Below are 22367 nucleotides of genomic sequence, written 5' to 3'. Positions count from 1 at the left end.
GTCCGCCGCGTCTCCTCACGCGGGCGGACGAACGAGATCGAGCAGTTTGAGCTGGTCCACGAAGCGGCCGAGGCGCTCCTTGCGGTAGGCGGCGACGTCGCGGTCGGCGTAGTCGAAGAAGCCGATCCCGTCGCGCAGGCCGTTGCGGCCCTCCTTCATGTTCCGGTCGATGATTTCCGGGGCGGCGAAGCGGTCGTCTTTCATCGCGCCGGCCATGTAGCGGCTCGCATAGTACAGGATATCGTTGCCGCCCCAGTCGATGAATTCCAGCAGGCCGAGCACCGCGAAGCGGAAGCCGAAGCCGTAGAGCAGCGCCTTGTCGATGGCCTCCGGCGTGGCGACGCCCTCCTCGACCATCCGGGCGGCCTCGTTCATGGCGAGGGTCTGGACGCGCGGCACGATGTAGCCGGGCGACGCCTTGAGGCGGACCGGCACCTTGCCGATGCCCGTCAGCACGGTCTCAAGCGCCGCGACGGCCTCCTCGTCGGTGCGTTCCGACGGCATCAGCTCGACCAGCGGAACCAGATAGGCCGGGTTCAGCCAGTGGGCGTTCAGGAAGCGGCCCGGCCGGGAGACCATGTCGATCAGCTCGTCGACCAGGATGGTCGAGGTCGTGGAGGCGACGACGGCATCGGGCGAGAGGTGCGGATCGACCAGCGAGAAGGCGTCGGCCTTGGCGTCCTTGCGCTCGGGCACGCCCTCGAAGACGAAGGCGGCCGAGCCGACGGCTTCGGCCACCCGGCTGCGCGGCATCACCGTGATGCGCGCCATGATGCGGTCGATGACCGAGGGATCGAACAGCCCGAGGGCCGCCAGCGTCTCCAGGCCGGAGCGGATCTCGGCGAGCGAGTCGGCTTCGAGCTTCGCGAAGTCCTCGGCCGGGCGCTCCTTGGCGTCGAGCAGGACCACCTCGGAGCCGGCGTAGGCGAAGACGTGGGCGATGCCGCGTCCCATCCGGCCGGCGCCGATGGCGCAGATGCGGGGCGCCATCTCAGATGCCCTCGCGCAGGAGTTCGGCCATCTGCGGCGGCGTGAGGGACGCCAGCCCCAGCGTTTCCAGGCTTCGCCCGGTCGCCGTGAAGTCCTCGCCGACGATCGCGCCGCCGATGGCGAACAGGCCGGCGGCCACCGGCACGGGCGCACCGATCCAGCGGCCGACCGACACGATGAAGCCGAGGCCGAGGGCCAGATCCTCGCGCATGTAGCGGTGTGTCTTCAGGACGAGGTGCTCGCGCCAGTCGCCGCTGTCGGTCAGCTTGTCGTGGGCGAGCGCCCCGTACATCCACTCGTCGCCATCGGACGTGTAGTGGTCGGCGAGCGGGAAGTGGGGAGCGGCGTAGCCGAGCGCCTCGCGCACCGCCATGCGTTCGGCGTCGAGCGCGTTGGTGACGGCGCGGATCGACGGCTGGGTGCCTTCGTTGTGGATGTCCCAGTGCTCGAAGTGCTCGATCGGGCCGGCGTTCATGATGATGAGCGGCGGATGGATGATCGGGCCGGCGTTCATCAGGGCGCCGGACAGCGCATCCTCGACGGGCTCGATGGCGCCCGGAAAGGCCTCGGAGATGATGGCGAGGGCGCGCTCGGTATGCCGGGCCGGAAAGACGCCGGTCGGCAGGCGCGTGGCGCGGGTGGTGATGGCCACGGTGTTGTCGCCGTGCTTGCGGCAGAGCCAGGGGAGGGTGCCCGTCTCGGCGATCGCCACGTCCGCGGTGCAGCCCGCGTCGCGCAGCGTCTTCATCATGAGGTAGCTGCCGAAGGTGCCCGGCGGCAGGTAGATCACCTGGCCGTCGGTCAGGTGCGGCGCCAGCGCCCTGGCGAGCTCGACCTGTCCGAAGGCGGGAATCGGAGCGACGATCAGCTCGGCGCCGGAGACGGCTTCGCCGAGGTCGGCGGTGACGGTGTCGACGGGAACGAAGCGGGTCCCTTCGAAGTCCTTCACCTCGATGCCGCCCGCGGCCCGGGTCGGCTCAAGAGCGGCCGCGTCTCTCCGCCAGAACCGGACGGAATGGCCCCGGAGGGTGATGTCGGCTGCAGCGGCAAACGAGCCGTTCCCTCCACCGATGACCGCTGTTTTCAAAAGCTACCGTCCTCTTTTCAAGCAGGGGAAATGGCAAGTGACGCTCAATTCGGCGCGTCCAAAATCTATGCATATTCATGGAAACCGCGCAAGCGGCCACATGGGCCGACGCCGTGTTGAAACGCCGGGGATGAATATTAGATTTCTCTCATGTAATTGATCTTGCGCATCGCGGACGTCAGTCTGCGGAGCGAAGGTCGGATAAACGATTGGGGAGAAGCGACCATGACCAACTATCCCGTCGACATGTCGGTCAAGCCGGAGGTGACGGCCTTCTTCGATCCGGCGACGAACACGATCAGCTACGTCGTCAAGGATCCGGAATCGTCCGCCTGTGCGGTCATCGATGCGGTGATGGACTTCGACTATTCGTCCGGCCGCACCGCCTTCGAGCACGCCGATGCGATGATCAGCTTCATCGAGGAGAACGGCCTGTCGCTGGAGTGGCTGATCGAAACCCATGTCCACGCCGACCACCTTTCCGGCGCGCCCTACATCCAGAAGAAGCTCGGCGGGAAGGTCGGCATCGGCCGCAACATCACGGTGGTCCAGGAGACGTTCGGCAAGGTGTTCAACGAGGGCACCGAGTTCCAGCGCGACGGCAGCCAGTTCGATCGCCTGTTCGACGACGGCGACACCTACCGGATCGGTTCGATGACGGCGTTCGCCATGCACACGCCCGGGCACACGCCGGCCTGCATGACCCATGTGATCGGCGACGCCGCGTTCGTGGGCGACACCCTGTTCATGCCCGACGGTGGCAGCGCGCGGGCCGATTTCCCCGGCGGCGACGCGGGCACCCTCTACGATTCGATCCAGAAGGTGCTGGCGCTTCCCGACGAGATGCGGCTGTTCATCTGCCACGACTACGGGCCGAACGGCCGCGAGATCCGCTGGGAAACCACCGTCGCCGAGGAAAAGGCCAACAACATCCATGTCGGCGGCGCGCGCTCGCGCGACGAGTTCATCGCCATGCGGCAGGCCCGCGACGCGCAGCTCGACATGCCGAAGCTGATCATCCCGTCGCTGCAGGTGAACATGAAGGGCGGCGAGCTGCCGACGCCGGACCAGAGCGGCCGGCGCTTCCTCAAGGTCCCAATCAACGCGCTCTGATCGCCGGCATCACCCCCGGACGGGGCGGACAAACGCCGGCAGCCCGTCCTTCGGCGTCAGCGTGATGCGCGCCTGGGGAAACACCGAGCCGGGGTCGGCAAGCTCGTAGCGGAACGCCGGCAGGATCCTGGCCATGACGGTCAGGATCTCCTGCACCGCGAAGCGCTGGCCGATGCAGATGCGCGGGCCGAGGCCGAACGGCAGGAAGGCGCCGCGCGCGATCGATCGCCCTTCCTCGCCGAGGAAGCGTTCCGGGCGAAACACGTCCGGCGCGTCCCACAGCATCCTGTGCCGGTGAACGACCCACGGCGAGATGACCACCTGCATCCCCTTGCGCACCTCCTGGCCGTTCAGGTCGTCGGCCTCGATCGCCTCGCGCGCCATGAACGGCACCGGCGGATAAAGCCGCAGGGTCTCGTTGATGACGGCCCGGGTGAAGTCGAGCCGGTCCAGGTGGTCGCGCTCAACTGGCCCGTCGCCGACGGTCTCCGCGAGTTCGGCGCGGACCTGGTCCTGCGCCTCGGGATGCAGCGCCAGCAGATAGAAGATCCACGCGAGCGCGTTGCCGGTGGTCTCGTGACCGGCGGCCAGAAACGTCAGGACGTTGTCGGCCACGGCCGCCTTGTCGAGGGTGAGGCCGGTCTTCGGATCGCTGGCGTGGAAGAGCTGGTCGAGCAGGTCGTTCCCCTCGCGCTGCGGCTCGGACAGGCGGCTCGCGACGGTGCTGTCGACGATGTCGCGGAAGACCTTCAGGGATCTCGCGCCGCGCAGCTTGCCGAGCGTCGGCCACCATTCGGGAAGATCGAGCAGGCTCGCGAGGTCGATGCGTCCGAGCGTGTCGAAGTAGATCGCCATGTTGGCGTGGATGGCCGCGCGGTCGGCATCGAGGGCTCCGGAAAACACCGTGCGAGAGACGATCTCGTACGTGAGGCGCTGGAACTCGGCCGTGAGGTCGAGGGGCGCCGGATCGTCGCCGCGTGCCTCCCAGCGGTCCCGCATCGCCTCGGTCGCGACCTGCATGTCTTCGAGGACCAGCCCGACGGCGCCCGGGCTGAACAGCGGCGCGGTGATCCGCCGGGTGCTGCGCCAGATGTCTCCCTCGGCGGTCAGGAGCCCGTCTGCCAGGGCGGGGCGGAGCCGGCGCTGCTGCTGGGGGCTCTTGCGGTAGTTGGCGGCGTTCTGGACGAGGACGCGCTCGATCATGTCCGGGTCGGACACCAGCAGCGCGCGGCCCGGCCGGATCAGGTCGATGATCGGCTCCTCGTAGGCGCGCTCGGACAGGGCGGTGATCGGGTTGTGGCGCATGGCCAGGTAGGCTTCGAGGAAGCTCGGCGTGCGGGGGCGTGGCAACGGCGCTGCCGGGCGCGTGGATGCGGGCATGACCGAACCGAACGTGGACACCGCTGACATGAGACCGAACTCCCTTGTGCTTCTGGCCGCGACCGGCGACCGGGTCCGTCCAATCTGGGGGTCGGGTTTCACGCCCGCATTGCCGTGAAACATTAAATCTTGGTAACGCGTCTCCGCTCTGTAACGCTGCGTCACAACCCTGCCGGCGGATTCCTCCCGCCGGCGGAGGGTCGCTCTGAGCGCTTGCGCCGGCCGGCGGAATGCCGGAAAAAACCTCCATGAGCACACCCGGCACGACACTCCTGATCGTCGAGGACGACGCGGAAATCCGCGGCCTCGTCGTCGAGATGATGCGCCGCGAGGGTTACACGGTGGAGGAGGCCGAGGACGCCCAGGGCATGGACGCGGTGCTGTCGCGCTGCCGTCCGGACCTGATGATCCTCGACCTGATGCTGCCGGGAGAGGACGGGCTTTCCATCTGCCGCCGCATTCGCGCCCGCGATGCCATGCCGATCCTGATGCTGACGGCCAAGAGCGACGAGATCGATCGGGTGCTCGGGCTGGAAATGGGCGCCGACGACTATCTGGTGAAGCCGTTCGGGCCGCGCGAGCTCCTGGCGCGGGTGCGTGCGATCCTGCGGCGCGGGCAGGGGATGTCGATGACGCCGCCGACGCGCCGCTTCGCCTTCTCCAGCTTCGTGGTCGACCTCGATGCCCGCCAGCTCAGCCGCGAGGACGGCCGCGACATCGCGCTGACAACCGCCGAGTTCGACCTGCTCGCCTGCTTCATCCAGCGGCCGCGACGGGTGCTGACGCGCGACCAGATCCTCGAGTGGACCCATGGCCGTTCCGCCGATCCCTTCGATCGCACGGTCGACATGATCGTCTCCCGCCTGCGCAAGAAGCTGGACGCGGTGAACCCCGGCGTCGACCTCATCTCCACCGTCAGGAATGGCGGCTATCTCTTTGTCGCACCTGTGAAACCGGTTTCCTGACGGTGCGGATCTCGCTCTCCGCGCGGATCACCGCCACGGTGCTGATCACCGTGCTGGTGATCTGGATGATGGCGCTGGCCTCCTACTATCTTCGCGACCAGGACCAGCGCGAGACGGCGCTGATCGAGCCCGCGACGCTCGGGGCCATCGTGGAGCTGGCGGAGCAGGCATCGCCGCAGGAACGCGCGCTCCTCGTCCGGGCGATGGACACGCCCGGCCTGCAGATCCGGATCCTGCCGGCCGCCGAGGCGCCGCTCCAGCCCGGGGCGGCGGTGAACGAGGAGATGGCCGAGCGCTATGCCGCCGTGCTGGGCGACCGCCGGTTCTCGATGGCGGCCCTGTCGGACGGCGGATTGCAGGATCGCTTTCCGGTGATCTTCGGCAGGAAGGTGCGCGCGCTGCAGGTCCGCGTCGCGCTGTCCCCGCAGGAAACCCTCGTCGTCGATTCTCGGACGCCGCTGCTGGTCTCGCGGTTCGGGCTTCCCATCGGCTTCGGGGCCGGCCTGATCGGAACGGTGATCGCGCTGATCGCGCTCGTGATCATGCAGCGCGAGACCCGGCCGATCGCCCGGCTGGCGGAGGCGGCGGACCGCATGGACTTCACCGGCGATCCCGTGCCGCTGCCGAACGTGCGCACCAGCGCCCCCGAGATCCGCTCGCTGGTCGAGGCGTTCAACCGGCTGCAGACGCGCCTCTCGGGCCTCCTGAAGACGCGGATGGCCATGCTTGGCGGCATTTCCCACGACGTGCGCACCTTCGCGACCCGCCTGCGGCTGAGGGTTGAGGAGCTGCCGGAAGGGCCGAGCCGCGACCGCGCGATCGCCGACATCGCCGACATGATCCGCCTTCTCGACGACGCGCTGATTTCCAGCCGGGCCGGGGCGGGGCAACTGTCGGAGGAGCTCGTCGAGCTGGCCGACCTGGTCGCCGAGGAGGTGGCGGACCGGCAGGCGGCCGGCGCGGCGGTGGATGGACGGATCAGCACGGAGGCACGGGCCGCGAGCGTGCTCGGCGACCGGCTGGCGCTCCGGCGCATCGTCGCCAATCTCGTCGACAACGCGCTGCGCTACGGCTTCGTGGCCCACGTCTCCCTGGAGGCCGACGAGGCGGCGATGGTGCTGGTGGTCGACGACGAGGGCGCGGGCGTTCCCGAGGATCTGCGCGAGGCGCTGCTGGAGCCGTTCGTGCGGATGGAATCCTCGCGCAGCCGGCTCACCGGGGGCGCCGGGCTGGGGCTGGCCGTCGTCCGCAGCCTGGTCGACGCGCACGGCGGATCGCTGACGATCGGCGACGCGCCGACGGGCGGCGCCCGCTTCACCGTCCGGCTGCCGCGCTTCCGCATCTCCTGAGCCGTCGGGTACCCGACCCTGCGCACAAAAATCCCGGCCCTCGAAAGGGCCGGGAGGAAAGGCGTTGGAGAAGAGAGAGTTCTTATTGGTGCGCTTGCGAAGGCGCGGCGTGACGCGGAGTTGGGCGGGTGACCGCCCGCCGTCACCCGTGGGAGAACCGGGGCGGGGTGCTCCACCGGGGTGCCGGCAGATGCTGATCCGAAGAACGCACGGATCAGCCGTGGCGGTCCTCCGCGTCGGACGTACCGCTACTTCGCAAGGACCTCGGAAAGCGTCTGCCTGCAGGGCGCCGAGAGCTTGGCGGCGTTCTGCTGCAGGCACTGGCCAATCCGTCCGCCACCCGGCTGGACGCCGGCGCAGAGCGTCTTGACGTCGCTCTTGCAGGCCTTGCCGACGGCGCGCATCTGGGACTGGCTGAGCTCGGGGGTCTGGGCGGCTGCGAGGCCGGCGGATCCGATGAGGGCGAAGCCGAGCACGGCGGCCGTGGCGGCGGCCTTCATCGACGGGGCGGACATGCGCATGGGTGCCTCCTTCAGGCTGGTGCGTGGGGGATAGGCGGGCGCTGCCTCTCGGCCGCGCCCGCCGCAGACACCTGCCGCACGCCGCCGGGCGGGGCGGCGCGAGCGGGCGCTGGTTCGGTGCAGGCGCACGGCGGATGCGGCGCCTGCAGAGTTCGGGAATTCGCAACGGGTCCGTCTCGATCGGGCGATCGTCCGCCCGATCGGACCGGGGAATGCGCTAGCGGTTGACCGACCAGGAGCGGCTGGCGGTTCCGCCGCGCGGTCCGGCGACGCTCGCCGACCCGGAGCAGCCGTCGCGGCAGGCGCCGCGGGCGGGGCCGCGATAGGGAGCGGCGTAACCGCGCGGCGGCGGGGCCCGGTAGACCGGAGCGCGGTACGGGCCGTAATAGGCCGGGCCGCGGGCGTACCAGGGATAGGCGGTGTAGTAGCGGTTCCAGTAGACGGTCGGCGAATAGGTGACGACGGGGAAGCCCACCTGCGGAGTGACCACGACCGTCGTTCCGCCGACCACCGTCGTCAGGTAGGCGGCCGACACCCAGCCCCGGGCCTGGCCGTAGCCGACATCGCACCACGAGTAGTCCGCGACGCAGCCGTAGCTGACGACGCCGGCCCCGGCCGGCACGATCCGCACCGTCGGATACGCCGTGCTCGGACCGGCCCGCATGTTGACGTTGGCGGTGGCGACGGCGGAGTTGGCGGCGGACGCCGCGACAGGCGCCAGGGGAAGCGCCGCAAGCGCGGCCGCTGCAAACAGGGTGGTCCGGTTCATGATGCTCTCCACAGCTTCGTTGCCCCGTCGGCGCGGTCCCGGCATGGGACCGTCGGTTGGGATCGGTGCGCCGACGACGATAGAGGTGGGGAGTGAATGTCTCGGGTGTGTCGCGCCCGCATGGCATCGCGTCCTAACGTGTGCGCGTCGTGTAACGGATTGTGTCAGGGCCGGGGGGCGGCACCCGTTCCGTCGGCCGGAATCGCAGGTCGTGAGATTGCGCGCGCGGCGGGCGGCGCGGCGGTCAGGGAGACCCGCCCAACTCCGGCGGGCCAAGGGTCAAGCCCTTGACGGCGCTTACGGCTTGCCTCCACTCTCGATTGAGAAACGACGCGTCGCGGACCGTGAAATGCGGCCCGCCGAACGGCCTGAGCCTGCCCGCCGGGCGAGCGCGGCGCAGGCCTTCGAGGGGGCGGGCGGCCGGTGCGCTTCGGCGCGTTCAAACGATCAGAAGAGCCGGGCCTCAAGCGGAGGGCCGCGGCCTCCAGGGAGGAAGACATGCGATCCGAGCGCTGGTTCATGGCTGCCGCATGCGCGGTTGGAGTGGCCCTGTCGTCGCCGGCCGCGCAGGCCCAGGGTCAGGTGGAGGTGCTCCACTGGTGGACGTCGGGCGGCGAGGCCAAGGCGGTCGGCGAGCTGAAGGACGCCTACGAGGCGAAGGGCGGCACGTGGATCGATTCGCCCATCGCGGGCGGCGGCGGCGATGCCGCGATGACGGCGCTCCGGGCGCGGGTCGTGGCCGGCAACCCGCCGGCGGCGGTGCAGCTCAAGGGCCCGGGCATCCAGGAGTGGGCCGACCAGGGCGCGCTCGCCGACATGGAGGCCGTGGCGGAGGAAAACAACTGGGACGCCGAGCTCCCCGAGGTGCTGGCCTCCATCATGAAATACGACGGCGACTATGTCGCCGCGCCGGTAAACATCCACCGGGTCGACTGGCTCTGGGCGAACCCGGAGGTGCTCGCCAAGGTCGATGCCGAGATGCCGACCACCTGGGACGAGTTCAACGCGGTGGCCGACAAGCTGAAGGCCGCCGGCATCACGCCGCTCGCCCACGGCGGACAGCCCTGGCAGGACGCGACGCTGTTCGAGGTGCTGGTGCTGGGCATCGGCGGGCCGGACTTCTACCGGGCGGCGCTGGTCGACCTCAATCCCGAGGCGATCGAGAGCGGCACGATGGTCGAGGTCTTCGACGAGCTCCGCAAGCTGCGCGGCTACGTCGATCCGAATTTCTCCGGCCGCGACTGGAACCTCGCCACCGCCATGGTGATGAACGGCGACGCGGCGTTCCAGATCATGGGCGACTGGGCGAAGGGCGAATTCCTCGCGGCCGGCAAGGTGCCCGGCAAGGACTTCATCTGCGCCGCGGCGCCCGGCAAGGGCTTCATCCTGAACTCCGACTCCATCGCCTTCTTCCAGGTGAACGACGAGAGCCAGCAGGAGGGCCAGAAGGTTCTGGCCACCCTGATCATGTCGCCGGACTTCCAGAAGAGCTTCAATCTCGCCAAGGGCTCGATTCCGGCCCGCACCGACGTGCCGCTCGACGACTTCGACGCGTGCGCCCAGAAGTCCCGCGCCGACCTGGACGCGGCGATCGCCTCCGACAGCCTGGTGCCGTCGATGGCCCACGAGATGGCGGTGCCCCGCTCGGTCCGCGGCGAGTTCATGGACGTGGTCACGAACTTCTTCAACTCCGACATGAGCTCGCAGCAGGCCGTCGAGACCCTGTCCGAGGCGATCGAGCGCGCCCAGCTCTGAGGCCGGGTGCGGAGGGGGCCGCGCTTTCGGCGGCCCCCGGTTCGGAGGTCCGATGAGGTCTCGGGGATCAGGGTCGCGGGGGCGTGGCGGCGGGGCGCGCCTGGAGCGCTGGCTACCGCAGCTCGTGGTCTCGCCGATCTTCGCGATGAGCCTGTTCTTCGTCTACGGGTTCATCGCCTGGACGGTCTACATCTCCTTCACCAAGTCGCGGATGATGCCCGTCTACGACTTCATCGGGCTCGCCCAGTACGAGCGGCTTTGGGCGACGCCGCGCTGGTACGTGGCGCTCGACAACCTCTTCATCTTCGGCGGCCTGTTCATCGCCGGCTGCCTCATCATCGGGCTGCTGCTGGCGATCTTCCTCGACCAGCGCATCCGCGCCGAGGGGGTGCTCCGGACGATCTACCTCTACCCGATGGCGCTCTCCTTCATCGTCACCGGCACCGCCTGGAAGTGGATCCTCAACCCCGGCCTCGGGGTGGAGAAGCTGGTCCGCGACATGGGCTTTCCCGATTTCTCGTTCGGCTGGCTCGTCGATCCGAAGATGGCGATCTACACGGTCGTCATCGCCGGGCTCTGGCAGTCGTCCGGCTACGTGATGGCGCTGTTCCTGGCGGGCCTGCGCTCGGTGGACGACGAGATCCTGAAGGCGGCGGCGATCGACGGCGCCGGGCCGGTCCGCACCTATGCCGGCATCGTGCTGCCGATGCTGGGGCCGGTGCTGCTCTCCGCCGTCATCATCCTCACCCACCTGGCGGTGAAGAGCTTCGATCTCATCGTCGCGCTGACCGGCGGCGGTCCGGGCTACGCGACCGACGTGCCGGCCACCTTCATGTACGCCTACGCGTTCCAGCGCAGCGAACTGGGCATGGCGGCGGCGAGCGCGGTGATGATGCTCGCCACCATCCTCGCGATCATGGTGCCGTACCTCTATTCCGAACTCAGGGAGACGAACCGGTGAGCGCGCGCGCCGACGGCATCGTGCGCTCCAGCGGGGTGGGCAACCGCATCCTGCGGGTCCTGCTGTTCGCGCTGCTGATCCTGTTCGCGCTCTACTACCTGCTACCGCTGTTCGTGATGCTGTCGACCTCGCTGAAGACGCTGGACGAGATCCGCACGGGGTCGCTGCTCAGCCTGCCGTCGACGTTCACCTTCGAGCCGTGGGTGGAGGCCTGGTCGAAGGCGTGCGTGGGCGTGCGCTGCGACGGGCTGCGGCCCTATTTCTGGAACTCGGTGGTGATCGCCATCCCGGGCGTGGCGATCTCGACGTTCCTCGGCGCGATTGCCGGCTACGCGCTGACCAAATGGCGCTTCCCGGGCGCCAACATCATCTTCGCGCTGATGCTGTTCGGCGCGTTCATCCCGTACCAGGTGGTGCTGCTGCCGATGGCGCGCACGCTGGGCCTGCTCGGGCTCGCCGGCACGCTCGCCGGCCTGATCCTGGTGCACGTCGTCTACGGGCTGGCGTTCACCACGCTGTTCTTCCGCAACTTCTTCGTCAGCGTGCCCGACGCGCTGGTGCACGCCGCCAAGCTCGACGGCGCCGGCTTCTTCGCGATCTTCTTCCGGATCCTGGTGCCGATGGCGATCCCCACCTTCGGCATCACCGTGATCTGGCAGTTCACCCAGATCTGGAACGACTTCCTGTTCGGCGTGGCGTTCACGGTGGGCGATTCCAATCCCGTCACCGTGGCGCTGAACAACGTGGTGAACACCTCCACCGGGGTGAAGCAGTACAACGTCGACATGGCCGCGGCGATCATCGCCGGCCTGCCGACCCTCCTCGTCTACGCCGTCGCCGGGCGCTACTTCCTGCGCGGGCTGGCGGCCGGCGCGGTGAAAGGATGACCATGACCGGCGTCACCCTCGACAACGTCTGGAAGCGGTTCGGGGCGACCGAGGTGCTGAAGGGCATCGACCTCGCCTTCGAGCCCGGCGAGTTCGTGGTGCTGGTGGGCCCGTCGGGCTGCGGAAAGTCGACGCTGCTGAACATCGTTGCCGGGCTGGAGACGCTGAGCGAGGGCGAGGTGCGGATCGGCGACCGGGTGGTCAACGACGTGCCGCCCAAGGACCGCGACATCGCCATGGTGTTCCAGTCCTATTCGCTCTACCCGACCAAGTCGGTGCGCAAGAACATCACCTTCGGCATGGAAATGCGCGGCATCGACAGGGCCCGGCGGGAGGAGAGCGTGCGCGACGTGGCCGCCCTGCTGCACATCGAGGCGCTGCTCGACCGCAAGCCGGCGCAGCTTTCCGGCGGACAGCGCCAGCGCGTCGCCATGGCGCGGGCGCTGGTGCGCGATCCCGATCTCTTCCTGTTCGACGAGCCGCTGTCGAACCTCGACGCGAAGCTGCGCATCGAGATGCGCACCGAGATCAAGAAGCTCCACCAGCGCATCAGCAAGTCGATCATCTACGTCACCCACGACCAGATCGAGGCGATGACGCTCGCCTCCCGCATCGCCGTCATGGACCAGGGGCGGGTCCGCCAGTTCGCGACGCCGCAGGAGATCTACGAGGAGCCGGCCGACCTGTTCGTCGCCGCCTTCATGGGCTCGCCGCCGATGAACATCCTGGACGGAACGGTCGTGGACGACGGCGGGCCGGCGATAGAGGTGGCGGGCGAGGGCGGATCGGTGCGGTTTCCGCTGCCGGGCAAGCTCGCCGACGCCGTCCGGGGCCAGGCGGGGCGGTCGGTGAAGCTGGGCCTGCGTCCGGAGACGGTGACCGCGCGCGACGGCCAGCAGGCGTCGGCGCACACGTTCGCCTTCGAGCGCCCGGTCGAGGTGATCGAGCCGACCGGCCCGGACACCATGCTGATCACCTCGCTCGGCGGCGCGGAACTGATTGCCCGCGTCCGCCCCGAGGACAGGGCGCGCGTTGGCGAACCGTTCGGCTTCGAGGTGAACATGGCCAAGGCAAAACTGTTCGACGCCGATACCGGCAAGCGACTCTGATCGACCCCTGTTTCCGGGCTATATGCCCGCATCTGGATTGTCGCTGGGCGCCAGCGACGTCGCCGAGGACCCGCCCATGAGCACCAGCGCCTACAATCTTGGCCTCGACCGTCGCACGGCGAACTTCGCCACGCTGTCGCCGCTCGGCTTCCTGGAGCGCTCCGCCAGCGTCTATCCGGATCGGCTTGCGGTGGTGCACGGCGAGCGCCGCTACAGCTGGGCGGAGGTTTACGCGCGGGCGCGGCGGCTTGCCTCGGCGCTGGCGGCGCGCGGCATCGGCGAGGACGACACGGTGGCGGTGATGCTGGCCAACACGCCGGAGATGGTCGAGTGCCACTTCGGCGTGCCGATGACCGGCGCCGTGCTCAACGCCCTCAACATCCGCCTCGACGCCGAGGCGATCGCCTTCATGCTCGGCCACGGCGGGGCGAAGCTGATCATCTGCGACACCGAGTTCGCGCCGGTGATGGCGGCGGCGCTTGAGCGTCTCGGGCGGCCGATCCCGGTGGTGGACGTCGACGATGTGCTGGCGGCGCACCGGCACCCGCGGATCGGCGAGACCGACTACGAGGCGTTCCTGGACGGCGGCGATCCGGCGTTCGACTGGGCGCCGCCGGACGACGAATGGAAGGCGATCGCGCTCAACTACACCTCGGGCACCACGGGCGACCCGAAGGGCGTCGTCTACCACCATCGCGGGGCCTACATGACCGCCATGGGCAACGTCCTCGCCTGGGACCTGGCGCACCACCCGGTCTATCTCTGGACCCTGCCGATGTTCCACTGCAACGGCTGGTGCTTTCCCTGGACCATCGCCGCGCTGGGCGGAACCAACGTCTGCCTGCGCCAGGTGAGCGGAGCCGCCATCCTGGATGCCATCCGCACCGAGGGCGTCACTCACTTCTGCGGGGCGCCGATCGTGCTCGGGCTGGTGGTCGACGCGGTGCTGTCGGAGGCGACCGCGCTGCCGCATCCGGTCAAGGCGATGACGGCGGCCGCCCCGCCGCCGGCCGCCACGCTGGAGGCGATGGAGCGCGCCGGCTTCGACGTCACCCACGTCTACGGGCTGACCGAGGTGTACGGGCCGGCGGTGGTGTGCTCGTGGCACGAGGAGTGGAACGGGTTCCCGGCCGAGGAACGGGCGCGGCTGAAGTCGCGCCAGGGGGTGCGCTACCACGTGCTCGCCGACCTGAGGGTCAAGGATCCCGAGACCATGGAGGACGTGCCTCATGACGGGGAGACCGTCGGCGAGATCATGTTCCGCGGCAACGTGGTGGCCAAGGGCTACCTGAAGAACCGCGAGACCACCGACGCGGCGTTCGCCGACGGCTGGTTCCATTCCGGCGATCTGGCCGTCGTGCATCCGGACGGCTACCTGCAGATCAAGGACCGCTCCAAGGACATCATCATCTCCGGCGGCGAGAACATCTCGTCGGTGGAGATCGAGGACGTGCTCTACCGGCACCCGGCGGTGGCCGCCGGCGCCGTGGTCGCCCGGCCCGACGACAAGTGGGGCGAGACGCCGTGCGCCTTCGTCGAACTCCGGGCGGGCGCGGCGGCGAGCGCGGACGAGATCATCGGCTTCTGCCGCGAGCGGCTCGCCCACTTCAAGTGCCCGCGCACGGTGGTGTTCGGGCCGCTGCCGAAGACCTCCACCGGCAAGATCCAGAAGTTCGAGCTGCGCACCCGCGCCCGGGAGATCTGAGGGGCGGCGCCTTTCTCCGAAACCGGGTTCGCGGCGCGCCGGGCCTGCGCGGGGCTATCCCGCGACGTCGGCCGTGGCCGGGGTGGGCGCGGCGCCCGGCCGGAACTCGGCGGGCCGGCGGAAAGGCCGGCCGAGTGCGATCCCGGTCGCGGTGAGCACGATGGCGACCACCAGCGCCACCTCCGACGGCACGATCGCCAACACCGCGGCGGGAATGTAGAGCGCCGCCGCGAGCAGGCGGCTCTCCCGCACCGTCGTTCCAGACAGGAACAGCGAGGTTGCCAGCACCAGCGTGGCGCCGGACAGGGCCGCCTCGGCGATCGCGACCGGCGTGCCGGACCAGAGCATCCCCGGATAGGAGAGGAACATGAACGGCACCACGTAGGTGACGGCGCCCAGCCGGACCGCGTTGAGGGCGGCGGGCCACCAGTCGGTCTTGGCGATGGAGGCGGCCACGAACACCGCGATGCAGACCGGCGGCGTGATCACCGAGATGGTGGCGTAGTAGAAGACGAACATGTGGGCGACCAGCGGCTCGATGCCGATGGCGATGAGGGCGGGGGCCATCACCGCCGCGACCAGCACGTAGGCCGCCGTCGTCGGGATGCCCATGCCGAGCACCAGGCATGCGACCGCCACGATCAGCCCGACGAGGACCGAGCTCTCGCCGCCGATCGCGACGGTCAGCGAGGAGAGGGTGACGCCGACGCCGGTGAGGTTGATCAGCGACACCAGGATCTGGGCGCCGGCCAGCATCAACGCGATGATGACGATGCCGTTGCCGGCCTCCACCAGGCCGCCGAGCAGCCGCTTGGCGGTCTCGGCCGGCCGCCGGGTGATGGCGAGGTCGGCGATGACGAACGGCACCACCATGCAGATGACGCCGGTGGCCGCCGACAGCGCCACCGATCGCCCGGAGATCAGCATCCAGAGCAGCCCGCCGAGGCCCAATACCACGGGCACCAGGCGCACCGGGGCGAGCGCGGTGCGGGCCGAGGGGATCTCCTCCGGCGGCACGTAGCCGATCTTCTGGCGAAGCGCGATCAGGTGGATGCTGAGGAACACGCCGGCGTAGAACAGCACCGCCGGGATCAGAGCCGCCAGCGCGATGCGCAGATAATCGAGGCCGATCATCTCCGACATGATGAAGGCGGCGGCGCCGAGGATCGGCGGGGTGATCTGACCGCCGGTGGAGGCCACGGCCTCGACCGCCGCGGCGATCGGCGCCGGGTAGCCGATCCGCTTCATCAGCGGAATCGTCATGGTGCCGGTGGTGGCGACGTTGGCCACCGCGCTGCCGTTGACCGTGCCGAACGAGGCGGAGGCGACGGTCGCCATCTTCGCCGCGCCGCCGATGGTGCGGCCGGAAACCAGCAGCGCCAGGTCCATGAAGGTGTCGCCGCCGCCGGTGCGCAGCAGCATCGCCCCGAACAGCACGAAAGCCGCGATGATCGTCGAGGCGATGCCGGTGAGCGAGCCCCACACGCCGATGTCGGAGAGGTAGAGCGTTTCGGTGACGAACAGGATGTCGTAGCCGCGGTGGCCCAGGCGGCCGGGGATCAGGTGGCCGAGGAAGACGTAGGCGAAGCCGACGAGGACGAGGATCGGAAAGGCGATGCCGACGGTGCGGCGCGCCAGCTCGAGCAGCGTCACGACGAGCACGGCGGCGAGCGCGATCTCGACCGGCCCGGCCATCGGCAGGCTGGTCATGATCCAGTTGGCGCTGAAGGTGACGTAGAGGCAGGCGGCCATCGTGCCGGCCCACAGGGCCAGATCGATCGCCAGCGAGACGATGCGGGCGCGTCCGGAGAGCTTGAGCGGATAGGACAGGAAGCCGAGCGTGACGACAAGCGCCACCATCACCGAGCGCTGCACCAGAGCGTCGAACGGTCCGGCGGTCGCCGTGTAGAGGACGAAGACCCCGATGACGAGGGCGACGGCACGCTTCAGATGGTCGCGCATTCAGGCCTCCGAAAGCTCCCCGGCGTCGACCCCGCCGTGAGGTGGAAGGACCGGCGGCGGACCAGGCCCGCCGCCGGCACCGCGGACTACTGGGTCTTCGGGATCAGCCGCTCGGGGACCTCGACGCCGATCTCCTTGAAGTAGCGGATCGCGCCGGGATGCAGCGGCGTCGTGGCCAGCTCCATCGTCATTTCCGGAATGGCGGAGCCCTTCAGGCCGGAGAAGGCCGCGGCCTGGGCCGTCTCGTCTTCCACGACCGCCTTGGTGATCTGATAGGCGGTCTCCTCGTCGAGGTCGGGCTTGGCGAGGGCGGCGACGCCGAAGGCCCAGGTCTTGTAGGTGGGATAGCCCTGACCGGCCTGGTTCTCGCCGATGGACAGCACCGAGAGGTTCGGGAAGTCGGCCTTGACCGTCTCCACCTGGGCATCGTCGAGGCCGATGATGGAGATCGGGGTGAGGGTGGCGATGTCCACCGACGAGGCGTCGAGGCGCTTGCCGGAGCCGCTCTTCACGTAGCCGACGACGCGGTCGTCCTTGATCTGGTTGACGATGTCGCCGGTCGAGCCGCGCGCCCAGTCGGGCTCGATCCCGATCGACTTGAAAACCGCCTCGGAGGTGGCCTCGGTCGCCGATCCGGTGATGCCCGGGTTGAACTTCTTGCCCTTCAGGTCTGCGAGCGTGGAGACGCCGGCATCCTTGCGGACCACCACGTTCTGCGGCGCGGAGGCGTAGACCCACAGCGTCAGCGGCTGGTAGGCCTGCCCCTCGAACTGGCCGCGGCCGTTGTAGATGTCATAGGCGACGTTGGTGGTGACGAGGCCGAGATCGACCTGGTTGCGGCGCAGGCGACGGAGGTTGTCCAGCGTCGCGCCCGTCTCCACGACGTTGGCCTCGACGTCCGGCACCTTGTCGTTGATGAGCTGGGACACGGCGACGAAGTAGCCGTAATGGCTCGACGACGACGACGTGGTGCCGATGGCGAGCTTCTGCTGGGCGAGCGCGGGCGTGGCGACGAGCGTCGCCGCGATGAGCGCGATGGCGGTTCTTTTCATGATGGTCCTCCCGTTTCGGTTTCAAGTTCGCGCGGCTGTCTCTGCAGCGTTTCGGCAAGCGCGGCCGGCACCTCGATTTCCATCGACAGGAGCCGGAACGCGTTGGTCTTGCCATGCGTGTCGAGGGCAAGGGCGGAGTTGACGCCGCCCTCGAGGGCATCCTCGATGACGAAGTTGAGGGCCTGGAGATTGGGGAGAGCGTAGCGCACGACCGCGCTGGCGCCGCGGTGGCTGAACAGCGCCAGCACGCGGGCCTCGGTCACTTCGCTGAGGAGCACCGGCCAGGCCTCCGCCCGATAGGCGATGACGGAGATGTTCTGGCGGTTGCCCTTGTCGCCCGAGCGCCCGTGCGCCAGGCGGTGCAGCGGCATGCGGACCGTCTCGCTCACCCGTCCTCCTTCGGTCGTCGCCTCGGTTCCGTCGCCGGACCGGCGATCGCGTCCCTCGTCTGCGGAGGGGTTGCGCGGCTCGCATTCGGGCCGCGACAGGCGCCGGATCACACCCAAGGCTGACCGCGGCGCTCATCTGGTGCAAAAATCATCGTGACTATTATCGATAATGTCAACGATGATTGTCGGAGGCCGAGGGGTGGGCTACATTCGGGCGATGCGAGCGAACGAACCGATGTCCAAATCCGCCGACCGTCGGGCCCCCTCCGGACCGGAGACGACGCCCTCCAGCCGTCGCCCCCAGGCCTGGAGCGAGGTCTACGAGGCCCTTCAGGGCGCGATCCTGCTCGGCCGGCTCCGGCCGCGCGAGCGGCTGGTCGAGGACGATCTGATCCTGCGGTTCGAGGTGACCCGCCACGCCGTGCGCCGGGCGCTGGACGAGCTGGAGCGCGAAGGGCTGGTGCTGCGCCAGCCGAACCGCGGCGTGCAGGTGCGCGACTACTCCCACAAGGAGGTCGAGGACCTCTACGAGATCCGCACGGCGCTGGAGACGCTGGCCGCCGCGCGCGTGCGGGTGCCCGCCGACCCGGCCTTCCTGGCGGAGCTCCGCGCGCTCGCCGAGACCCACCGCGCCGCCTCGCGGGCGAAGCGCTATCTGGAGCTGTCCCGGCTCAACAACGCCTTCCACGAAAAGCTTTATTCCGGCGCGGGCAACCCGGAGCTCTCGGCCGCGATCCGGCATTATTCGGTGATGACGCAGCCGATCCGGACCCGCGGCTTCGCCAACATGACGCTTCGCGAAACGGCGATCGATGAGCATTTCAGCATGATCGCGGCCATCGAAGGCGGCGAGCTGGACACGCTCGTCTCGCTCTGTCGCGACCACATCCGCTGGCCGAAGGACTTCTACCTCCGCTCCAGCGAGCCGGGCGAGGGCGACGACGAGGTGCCGGGTCTGCCCGCCGGCGTTGCCCGATGAGACCAGCCACCCAGGGGAGGCCTGCATGACCTATCGCATCGGATCCGGGGCGGGCTTTTCCGGCGACCGCGTCGACGCCGCCGGCCCCGTGGTCGAGGCGATTGCCCGGGCGGGCGCGGGCGGCGCCATCATGTTCGAGACGATCGGCGAACGGACCCTGGCGCTCGGCCATCTGGCGCGGCAGGCCGATCCGTCGGCCGGCTACGAGCCGCTTCTCGCCGAGATGGTCGGCCCGATCCTGCGCCGCTGCGTCGAGGCGGGCATCGTCATCGTCGGCAACTTCGGCTGCGCCAACCCGGACGGGGCCGCCGCCCTGATCGCCGCCCTCGCGGAGCAGCAGGGGCTCGCGGGCCTGCGGATCGCCGTCGTCGAGGGCGACGACATCCGGGCCGGCCTCGATCTGGACGCGATGCTGCCCTGGGACGGCGACGGCGGGCTCGCCACGCCCAGCGAGCCGCCGATCGCGGCGAACGCCTATGTGGGCGCCGAGGCGATCGCGCAGGCGATACGGGCCGGTGCCCAGGTGGTCGTTACCGGGCGCGTGGCCGATCCCGCGCTGGCGCTCGGTCCGCTCGTCGCCCACTTCGGCTGGGACTGGAACGACCTCGACCGGATGGCCGACGGCACGCTGGTGGGCCACCTGCTGGAATGCGGCTCGCAGGTCACCGGCGGCTATTTCGCCGACCCCGGCTGCAAGGACGTGCCCAGCCCGGAGACGATCGGCTTCCCGATCGCCGAGGTGCAGGCCGACGGCAGCTTCGTCGTCACCAAGCCGGAGGGCACCGGCGGCCTCGTCGACCTGCGCACGGTTCGCGAGCAGCTGCTCTACGAGATCCACGATCCCGCCGCCTACCTGACCCCCGACGTGGTGCTCGACATCACCGGTGTGACGCTTGCCGAGGACGGTCCGGACCGTGTCGCGGTGCGCGGCGCCAGGGGCAAGCCGCGACCCGACCGGCTGAAGGCCACCGTCGGGTTCCCGGGCGACTGGCTGGGCGAGGCCGAGATCTCCTACGCCGGACCGAACGCGCTCGCCCGCGCGCGCCTCGCCGTCGACGTGATCGGCAAGCGGCTGGCGCTGCGTGGGCTCGATCTGAAGCATCGGCTCGACATCATCGGGCTCTCCAGCGCCTTCGACAGCGACGACGGCGCCCTGCGCGAGGAGATGCGCGGATCGTTCGGCGAGGACTACCGGGTGCGCCTGGCGGTCCGCGACGCCGACCGCCGCCGCGTGGAGCAGGCGGTGCAGGAGATCACCGCGCTCTACTGCTGCGGCCCGGCCGCCGGGGGCGGCGTGCGCACCCGCGTCACCTCCCGCATCGAGACGCGCTCCTATCTCGTGCCCCGGGCGCTCGCGCCCACCGGCTACCGCCTGATCGGAGCCCCGCAGGCCGCCTGAGGTCTCGCGCCAAGAGGTCTTTTCCTCCGGCGCCTTCCCGGCGCGTCGGTGCATCCGTGCGCGCTTTTCGTTGACAACGCGGGGCGACGGCGGTCCGTTGGGCGTCCCACCAGATGCCGAACGTCAATCGGCACATCCTGATCACGAGGAAACGAGACATGCCGCATATGACCGGTGGCGAGGCAATCGTCCGCGAGCTGGAACTGCATGGCGTCGACACGGTCTTCGGGCTTCCGGGCGCGCAGATCTACGGCCTGTTCGATGCCCTGCACGGCTCCAACGCCATCCGCGTCGTCGGTGCCCGCCACGAGCAGGCGTGCGGCTACATGGCCTTCGGCTATGCGCGGGCGAGCGGCCGACCGGGCGTCTACTCCGTCGTGCCGGGTCCCGGCATCCTCAACACCGGCGCGGCGCTGATCACCGCGCTCGGTGCCAACGAGCCGATCCTCTGCCTGACCGGGCAGGTGCCGAGCGCGTTCCTGGGCAAGGGCAGGGGGCACCTGCACGAGATGCCCGACCAGCTCGCGACCCTCGAAGGTCTCACCAAGTGGGCCGGGCGGATGGATCACCCGAGCCTCGTGCCGATGCAGGTGACCCGCGCCTTCCAGGAGATGGAATCGCTCCGGCGCGGTCCGGCTGCGCTGGAAATGCCGTGGGAGCAGTTCGGCGCCCGCGCCCCGGTCGATCTCGCCGATCCGCTGCCGCATCTGGCCGCGCCGCCGGTGGACAGCGACCGCATCGCCGAAGCGGCAAAGCTGATCGCGTCCGCCCGCGCGCCGATGATCTTCGTCGGCTCCGGCGCCATCGAGGCGGCCGGCGAGGTGCGTGCGCTGGCCGAACGCCTCGGCGCGCCGGTGGTGGGCTTCCGCTCCGGGCGCGGCATCGTGTCGGACCGGCATCCGCTGGGCCTCACCATCGCCGACGCCTACGAACTGTGGGCCGACACCGACGTCGTCATCGGCATCGGGACGCGGCTGGAGGTGCCCGGCTGGCGCTGGTCCACCCGGCCGGACGGCCAGAAGACGATCCGCATCGACATCGACCCCACGGAATTCCGCCGGGCGCCGGGCGACATCAACGTGCTCGGCGGGTCGGCGGCGGCGGTCGGCGTGCTGATCGAGGCGCTTGAGGCGGCCGGCGCCGATCTGCCGGACCGCTCGGAGGCGATTGCGGCGGCCAAGGCCAAGGCGGCGCGGGAAATCCAGGACATCCGCCCGCACACCCAGTATCTGCAGGCGATCCGCGACGTCCTGCCCGACGACGGCATCCTCACCGACGAGCTCTGCCAGACCGGCTTCACGTCCTACTACGCCTTCCCGGTCTACCAGCCGCGCACCTTCGTCTCGTCGGGCTATCAGGGGACGCTAGGTTCCGGCTTTGCCACGGCGCTCGGCGCCAAGGTGGCCAAGCCCGACGTGCCGGTGGTGTCGGTCTGCGGCGACGGCGGGTTCATGTTCGCGGTGCAGGAACTCTCCACCGCCGTCCAGTACGACATCGCGGTGACCGTGCTGGTCTTCAACAACGCCTCCTACGGCAACGTGCGCCGCGACCAGCAGCAGCATTTCGCCGGGCGTGAGATCGCCTCGGCGCTGGAGAACCCCGACTTCATGAAGCTGGCCGACGCGTTCGGCGTCGAGGGCGCGCAGGTCCGCACGCCCGAGGAGCTGCGCCCGGCGCTGGAACGGTCGTTCGCCAGCGGCCGCACGACGCTGATCGAGATCCCGCTGGAGCTGAAGGACGAGGCCAGCCCCTGGCGGTTCATCCACCGCTGACACGGTCGGCGCGATCAGGCCACGAAAGTCCTTGAAGGGAAATTGCCCACAATCTCCGTGGGCAACATTCTCTTTGACTTCCCGGCCCATCTGAAATCCAATTTCCGAAAGCAGGAGCGACGCCGGCCGCAACCCGTACGGGTGCAAGGCCGGCGCCCGGACGTTCGACCGATGGCGGCAGGCCCGCCAGCGGACGCGGCGGCCGGATCCGCATGAAGGGCAT

Annotated in this window: 19 protein-coding genes; 11 read left to right on the top strand and 8 right to left on the bottom strand. The window is 69.5% G+C overall.

Going from position 1 to position 22367, the window contains the following annotated elements; genetic code table 11:
• Positions 1 to 15: 15 nt before the first annotated feature.
• Both AB7M35_RS05035 and AB7M35_RS05030 read right to left on the bottom strand, forming a co-directional pair.
• The gene (locus tag AB7M35_RS05035; protein WP_453957744.1) at positions 16 to 990 is read right to left on the bottom strand and encodes a 3-hydroxybutyryl-CoA dehydrogenase; all 975 of its coding nucleotides are present in this window, start codon (positions 988 to 990) and stop codon (positions 16 to 18) included.
• Between the two features lies 1 nt (position 991).
• Positions 992 to 2077 (bottom strand): NAD/NADP octopine/nopaline dehydrogenase family protein, encoded by a 1086-nt coding sequence (locus AB7M35_RS05030; RefSeq protein ID WP_453957743.1) that lies wholly within the window; start codon positions 2075 to 2077, stop codon positions 992 to 994.
• 225 nt (positions 2078 to 2302) lie between these two features.
• Here AB7M35_RS05030 and AB7M35_RS05025 point away from each other — a divergent pair, with 225 nt between their 5' ends.
• Positions 2303 to 3190, top strand: a complete 888-nt coding sequence (locus AB7M35_RS05025; protein ID WP_453957742.1) for an MBL fold metallo-hydrolase — start codon at positions 2303 to 2305, stop codon at positions 3188 to 3190.
• A 9-nt stretch (positions 3191 to 3199) separates the two neighbouring features.
• Here AB7M35_RS05025 and AB7M35_RS05020 read toward each other — a convergent pair whose 3' ends face one another.
• Complete coding sequence (locus AB7M35_RS05020; protein WP_453957741.1) at positions 3200 to 4600, bottom strand: cytochrome P450; 1401 nt, start codon at positions 4598 to 4600, stop codon at positions 3200 to 3202.
• A 218-nt stretch (positions 4601 to 4818) separates the two neighbouring features.
• Here AB7M35_RS05020 and AB7M35_RS05015 point away from each other — a divergent pair, with 218 nt between their 5' ends.
• Both AB7M35_RS05015 and AB7M35_RS05010 read left to right on the top strand, forming a co-directional pair.
• Positions 4819 to 5535 carry a response regulator gene (locus AB7M35_RS05015; RefSeq protein WP_453957740.1) on the top strand — a complete coding sequence of 239 codons (717 nt, stop codon included), beginning with the start codon at positions 4819 to 4821 and terminating at the stop codon, positions 5533 to 5535.
• Between the two features lie 2 nt (positions 5536 to 5537).
• Entirely contained in the window at positions 5538 to 6884 is a 1347-nt protein-coding gene (locus AB7M35_RS05010; protein ID WP_453957739.1) for an ATP-binding protein, read from the top strand.
• A 248-nt stretch (positions 6885 to 7132) separates the two neighbouring features.
• Here the strand turns inward: AB7M35_RS05010 and AB7M35_RS05005 are convergent, their stop codons facing one another.
• Both AB7M35_RS05005 and AB7M35_RS05000 read right to left on the bottom strand, forming a co-directional pair.
• Positions 7133 to 7405, bottom strand: a complete 273-nt coding sequence (locus AB7M35_RS05005; RefSeq protein WP_453957738.1) for a cysteine rich repeat-containing protein — start codon at positions 7403 to 7405, stop codon at positions 7133 to 7135.
• A gap of 217 nt (positions 7406 to 7622) precedes the next feature.
• Positions 7623 to 8174, bottom strand: coding sequence for an SH3 domain-containing protein (locus AB7M35_RS05000; protein WP_453957736.1), 552 nt, complete (start codon positions 8172 to 8174; stop codon positions 7623 to 7625).
• A gap of 498 nt (positions 8175 to 8672) precedes the next feature.
• On the opposite strand from AB7M35_RS05000, the gene AB7M35_RS04995 reads away from it, so the two are divergent.
• From AB7M35_RS04995 to AB7M35_RS04975, 5 genes are all read left to right on the top strand, one after another.
• A complete protein-coding gene (locus AB7M35_RS04995) occupies positions 8673 to 9929 on the top strand; it encodes an ABC transporter substrate-binding protein (protein WP_453957735.1) in 1257 nt (418 codons plus the stop codon).
• Between the two features lie 52 nt (positions 9930 to 9981).
• Positions 9982 to 10890: a carbohydrate ABC transporter permease gene (locus AB7M35_RS04990; protein WP_453957733.1), complete on the top strand. Its 909-nt coding sequence runs from the start codon at positions 9982 to 9984 to the stop codon at positions 10888 to 10890.
• Positions 10887 to 11777: a carbohydrate ABC transporter permease gene (locus tag AB7M35_RS04985; RefSeq protein ID WP_453957732.1), complete on the top strand. Its 891-nt coding sequence runs from the start codon at positions 10887 to 10889 to the stop codon at positions 11775 to 11777. The genes AB7M35_RS04990 and AB7M35_RS04985 overlap by 4 nt, the downstream gene beginning before the upstream one ends.
• A 2-nt stretch (positions 11778 to 11779) precedes the next feature.
• The gene (locus AB7M35_RS04980) at positions 11780 to 12886 is read left to right on the top strand and encodes an ABC transporter ATP-binding protein (RefSeq protein WP_453960611.1); all 1107 of its coding nucleotides are present in this window, start codon (positions 11780 to 11782) and stop codon (positions 12884 to 12886) included.
• A gap of 76 nt (positions 12887 to 12962) precedes the next feature.
• A complete protein-coding gene (locus AB7M35_RS04975) occupies positions 12963 to 14591 on the top strand; it encodes an acyl-CoA synthetase (protein ID WP_453957731.1) in 1629 nt (542 codons plus the stop codon).
• 54 nt (positions 14592 to 14645) lie between these two features.
• Here AB7M35_RS04975 and AB7M35_RS04970 read toward each other — a convergent pair whose 3' ends face one another.
• The 3 genes from AB7M35_RS04970 to AB7M35_RS04960 form a co-directional block, all read right to left on the bottom strand.
• The gene (locus tag AB7M35_RS04970; protein ID WP_453957730.1) at positions 14646 to 16553 is read right to left on the bottom strand and encodes a TRAP transporter permease; all 1908 of its coding nucleotides are present in this window, start codon (positions 16551 to 16553) and stop codon (positions 14646 to 14648) included.
• Between the two features lie 86 nt (positions 16554 to 16639).
• Positions 16640 to 17605, bottom strand: a complete 966-nt coding sequence (locus AB7M35_RS04965; RefSeq protein ID WP_453957729.1) for a TAXI family TRAP transporter solute-binding subunit — start codon at positions 17603 to 17605, stop codon at positions 16640 to 16642.
• Positions 17602 to 17994: an AtuA-related protein gene (locus AB7M35_RS04960; protein ID WP_453957728.1), complete on the bottom strand. Its 393-nt coding sequence runs from the start codon at positions 17992 to 17994 to the stop codon at positions 17602 to 17604. The genes AB7M35_RS04965 and AB7M35_RS04960 overlap by 4 nt, the downstream gene beginning before the upstream one ends.
• Positions 17995 to 18229: 235 nt before the next feature.
• Here AB7M35_RS04960 and AB7M35_RS04955 point away from each other — a divergent pair, with 235 nt between their 5' ends.
• From AB7M35_RS04955 to AB7M35_RS04945, 3 genes are all read left to right on the top strand, one after another.
• Positions 18230 to 18973: a GntR family transcriptional regulator gene (locus AB7M35_RS04955; RefSeq protein ID WP_453957727.1), complete on the top strand. Its 744-nt coding sequence runs from the start codon at positions 18230 to 18232 to the stop codon at positions 18971 to 18973.
• A 25-nt stretch (positions 18974 to 18998) separates the two neighbouring features.
• A complete protein-coding gene (locus AB7M35_RS04950; protein ID WP_453957726.1) occupies positions 18999 to 20372 on the top strand; it encodes an acyclic terpene utilization AtuA family protein in 1374 nt (457 codons plus the stop codon).
• A gap of 158 nt (positions 20373 to 20530) precedes the next feature.
• The gene (locus AB7M35_RS04945) at positions 20531 to 22144 is read left to right on the top strand and encodes a thiamine pyrophosphate-dependent enzyme (protein WP_453957725.1); all 1614 of its coding nucleotides are present in this window, start codon (positions 20531 to 20533) and stop codon (positions 22142 to 22144) included.
• The last annotated feature ends 223 nt before the right edge of the window (positions 22145 to 22367 follow it).

The sequence above is a fragment of the Amorphus suaedae genome, from assembly GCF_053629675.1.
Note: the sequence above shows the minus strand (reverse complement) of the source record. Positions and strands in the feature narration are given on the sequence as shown.

Coding starts and splice junctions, on each gene's coding strand:
- AB7M35_RS04950 (WP_453957726.1), top strand. CDS start 18,999: ATGACCTATCGCATCGGATCCGGGGCGGGCTTTTCCGGCGACCGCGTC.
- AB7M35_RS04945 (WP_453957725.1), top strand. CDS start 20,531: ATGCCGCATATGACCGGTGGCGAGGCAATCGTCCGCGAGCTGGAACTG.
- AB7M35_RS04965 (WP_453957729.1), bottom strand. CDS start 17,605: ATGAAAAGAACCGCCATCGCGCTCATCGCGGCGACGCTCGTCGCCACG.
- AB7M35_RS04980 (WP_453960611.1), top strand. CDS start 11,780: ATGACCGGCGTCACCCTCGACAACGTCTGGAAGCGGTTCGGGGCGACC.
- AB7M35_RS04955 (WP_453957727.1), top strand. CDS start 18,230: ATGTCCAAATCCGCCGACCGTCGGGCCCCCTCCGGACCGGAGACGACG.
- AB7M35_RS05000 (WP_453957736.1), bottom strand. CDS start 8,174: ATGAACCGGACCACCCTGTTTGCAGCGGCCGCGCTTGCGGCGCTTCCC.
- AB7M35_RS05015 (WP_453957740.1), top strand. CDS start 4,819: ATGAGCACACCCGGCACGACACTCCTGATCGTCGAGGACGACGCGGAA.
- AB7M35_RS04990 (WP_453957733.1), top strand. CDS start 9,982: ATGAGGTCTCGGGGATCAGGGTCGCGGGGGCGTGGCGGCGGGGCGCGC.
- AB7M35_RS04995 (WP_453957735.1), top strand. CDS start 8,673: ATGCGATCCGAGCGCTGGTTCATGGCTGCCGCATGCGCGGTTGGAGTG.
- AB7M35_RS04970 (WP_453957730.1), bottom strand. CDS start 16,553: ATGCGCGACCATCTGAAGCGTGCCGTCGCCCTCGTCATCGGGGTCTTC.
- AB7M35_RS05020 (WP_453957741.1), bottom strand. CDS start 4,600: ATGTCAGCGGTGTCCACGTTCGGTTCGGTCATGCCCGCATCCACGCGC.
- AB7M35_RS05005 (WP_453957738.1), bottom strand. CDS start 7,405: ATGCGCATGTCCGCCCCGTCGATGAAGGCCGCCGCCACGGCCGCCGTG.
- AB7M35_RS04975 (WP_453957731.1), top strand. CDS start 12,963: ATGAGCACCAGCGCCTACAATCTTGGCCTCGACCGTCGCACGGCGAAC.
- AB7M35_RS05025 (WP_453957742.1), top strand. CDS start 2,303: ATGACCAACTATCCCGTCGACATGTCGGTCAAGCCGGAGGTGACGGCC.
- AB7M35_RS05035 (WP_453957744.1), bottom strand. CDS start 990: ATGGCGCCCCGCATCTGCGCCATCGGCGCCGGCCGGATGGGACGCGGC.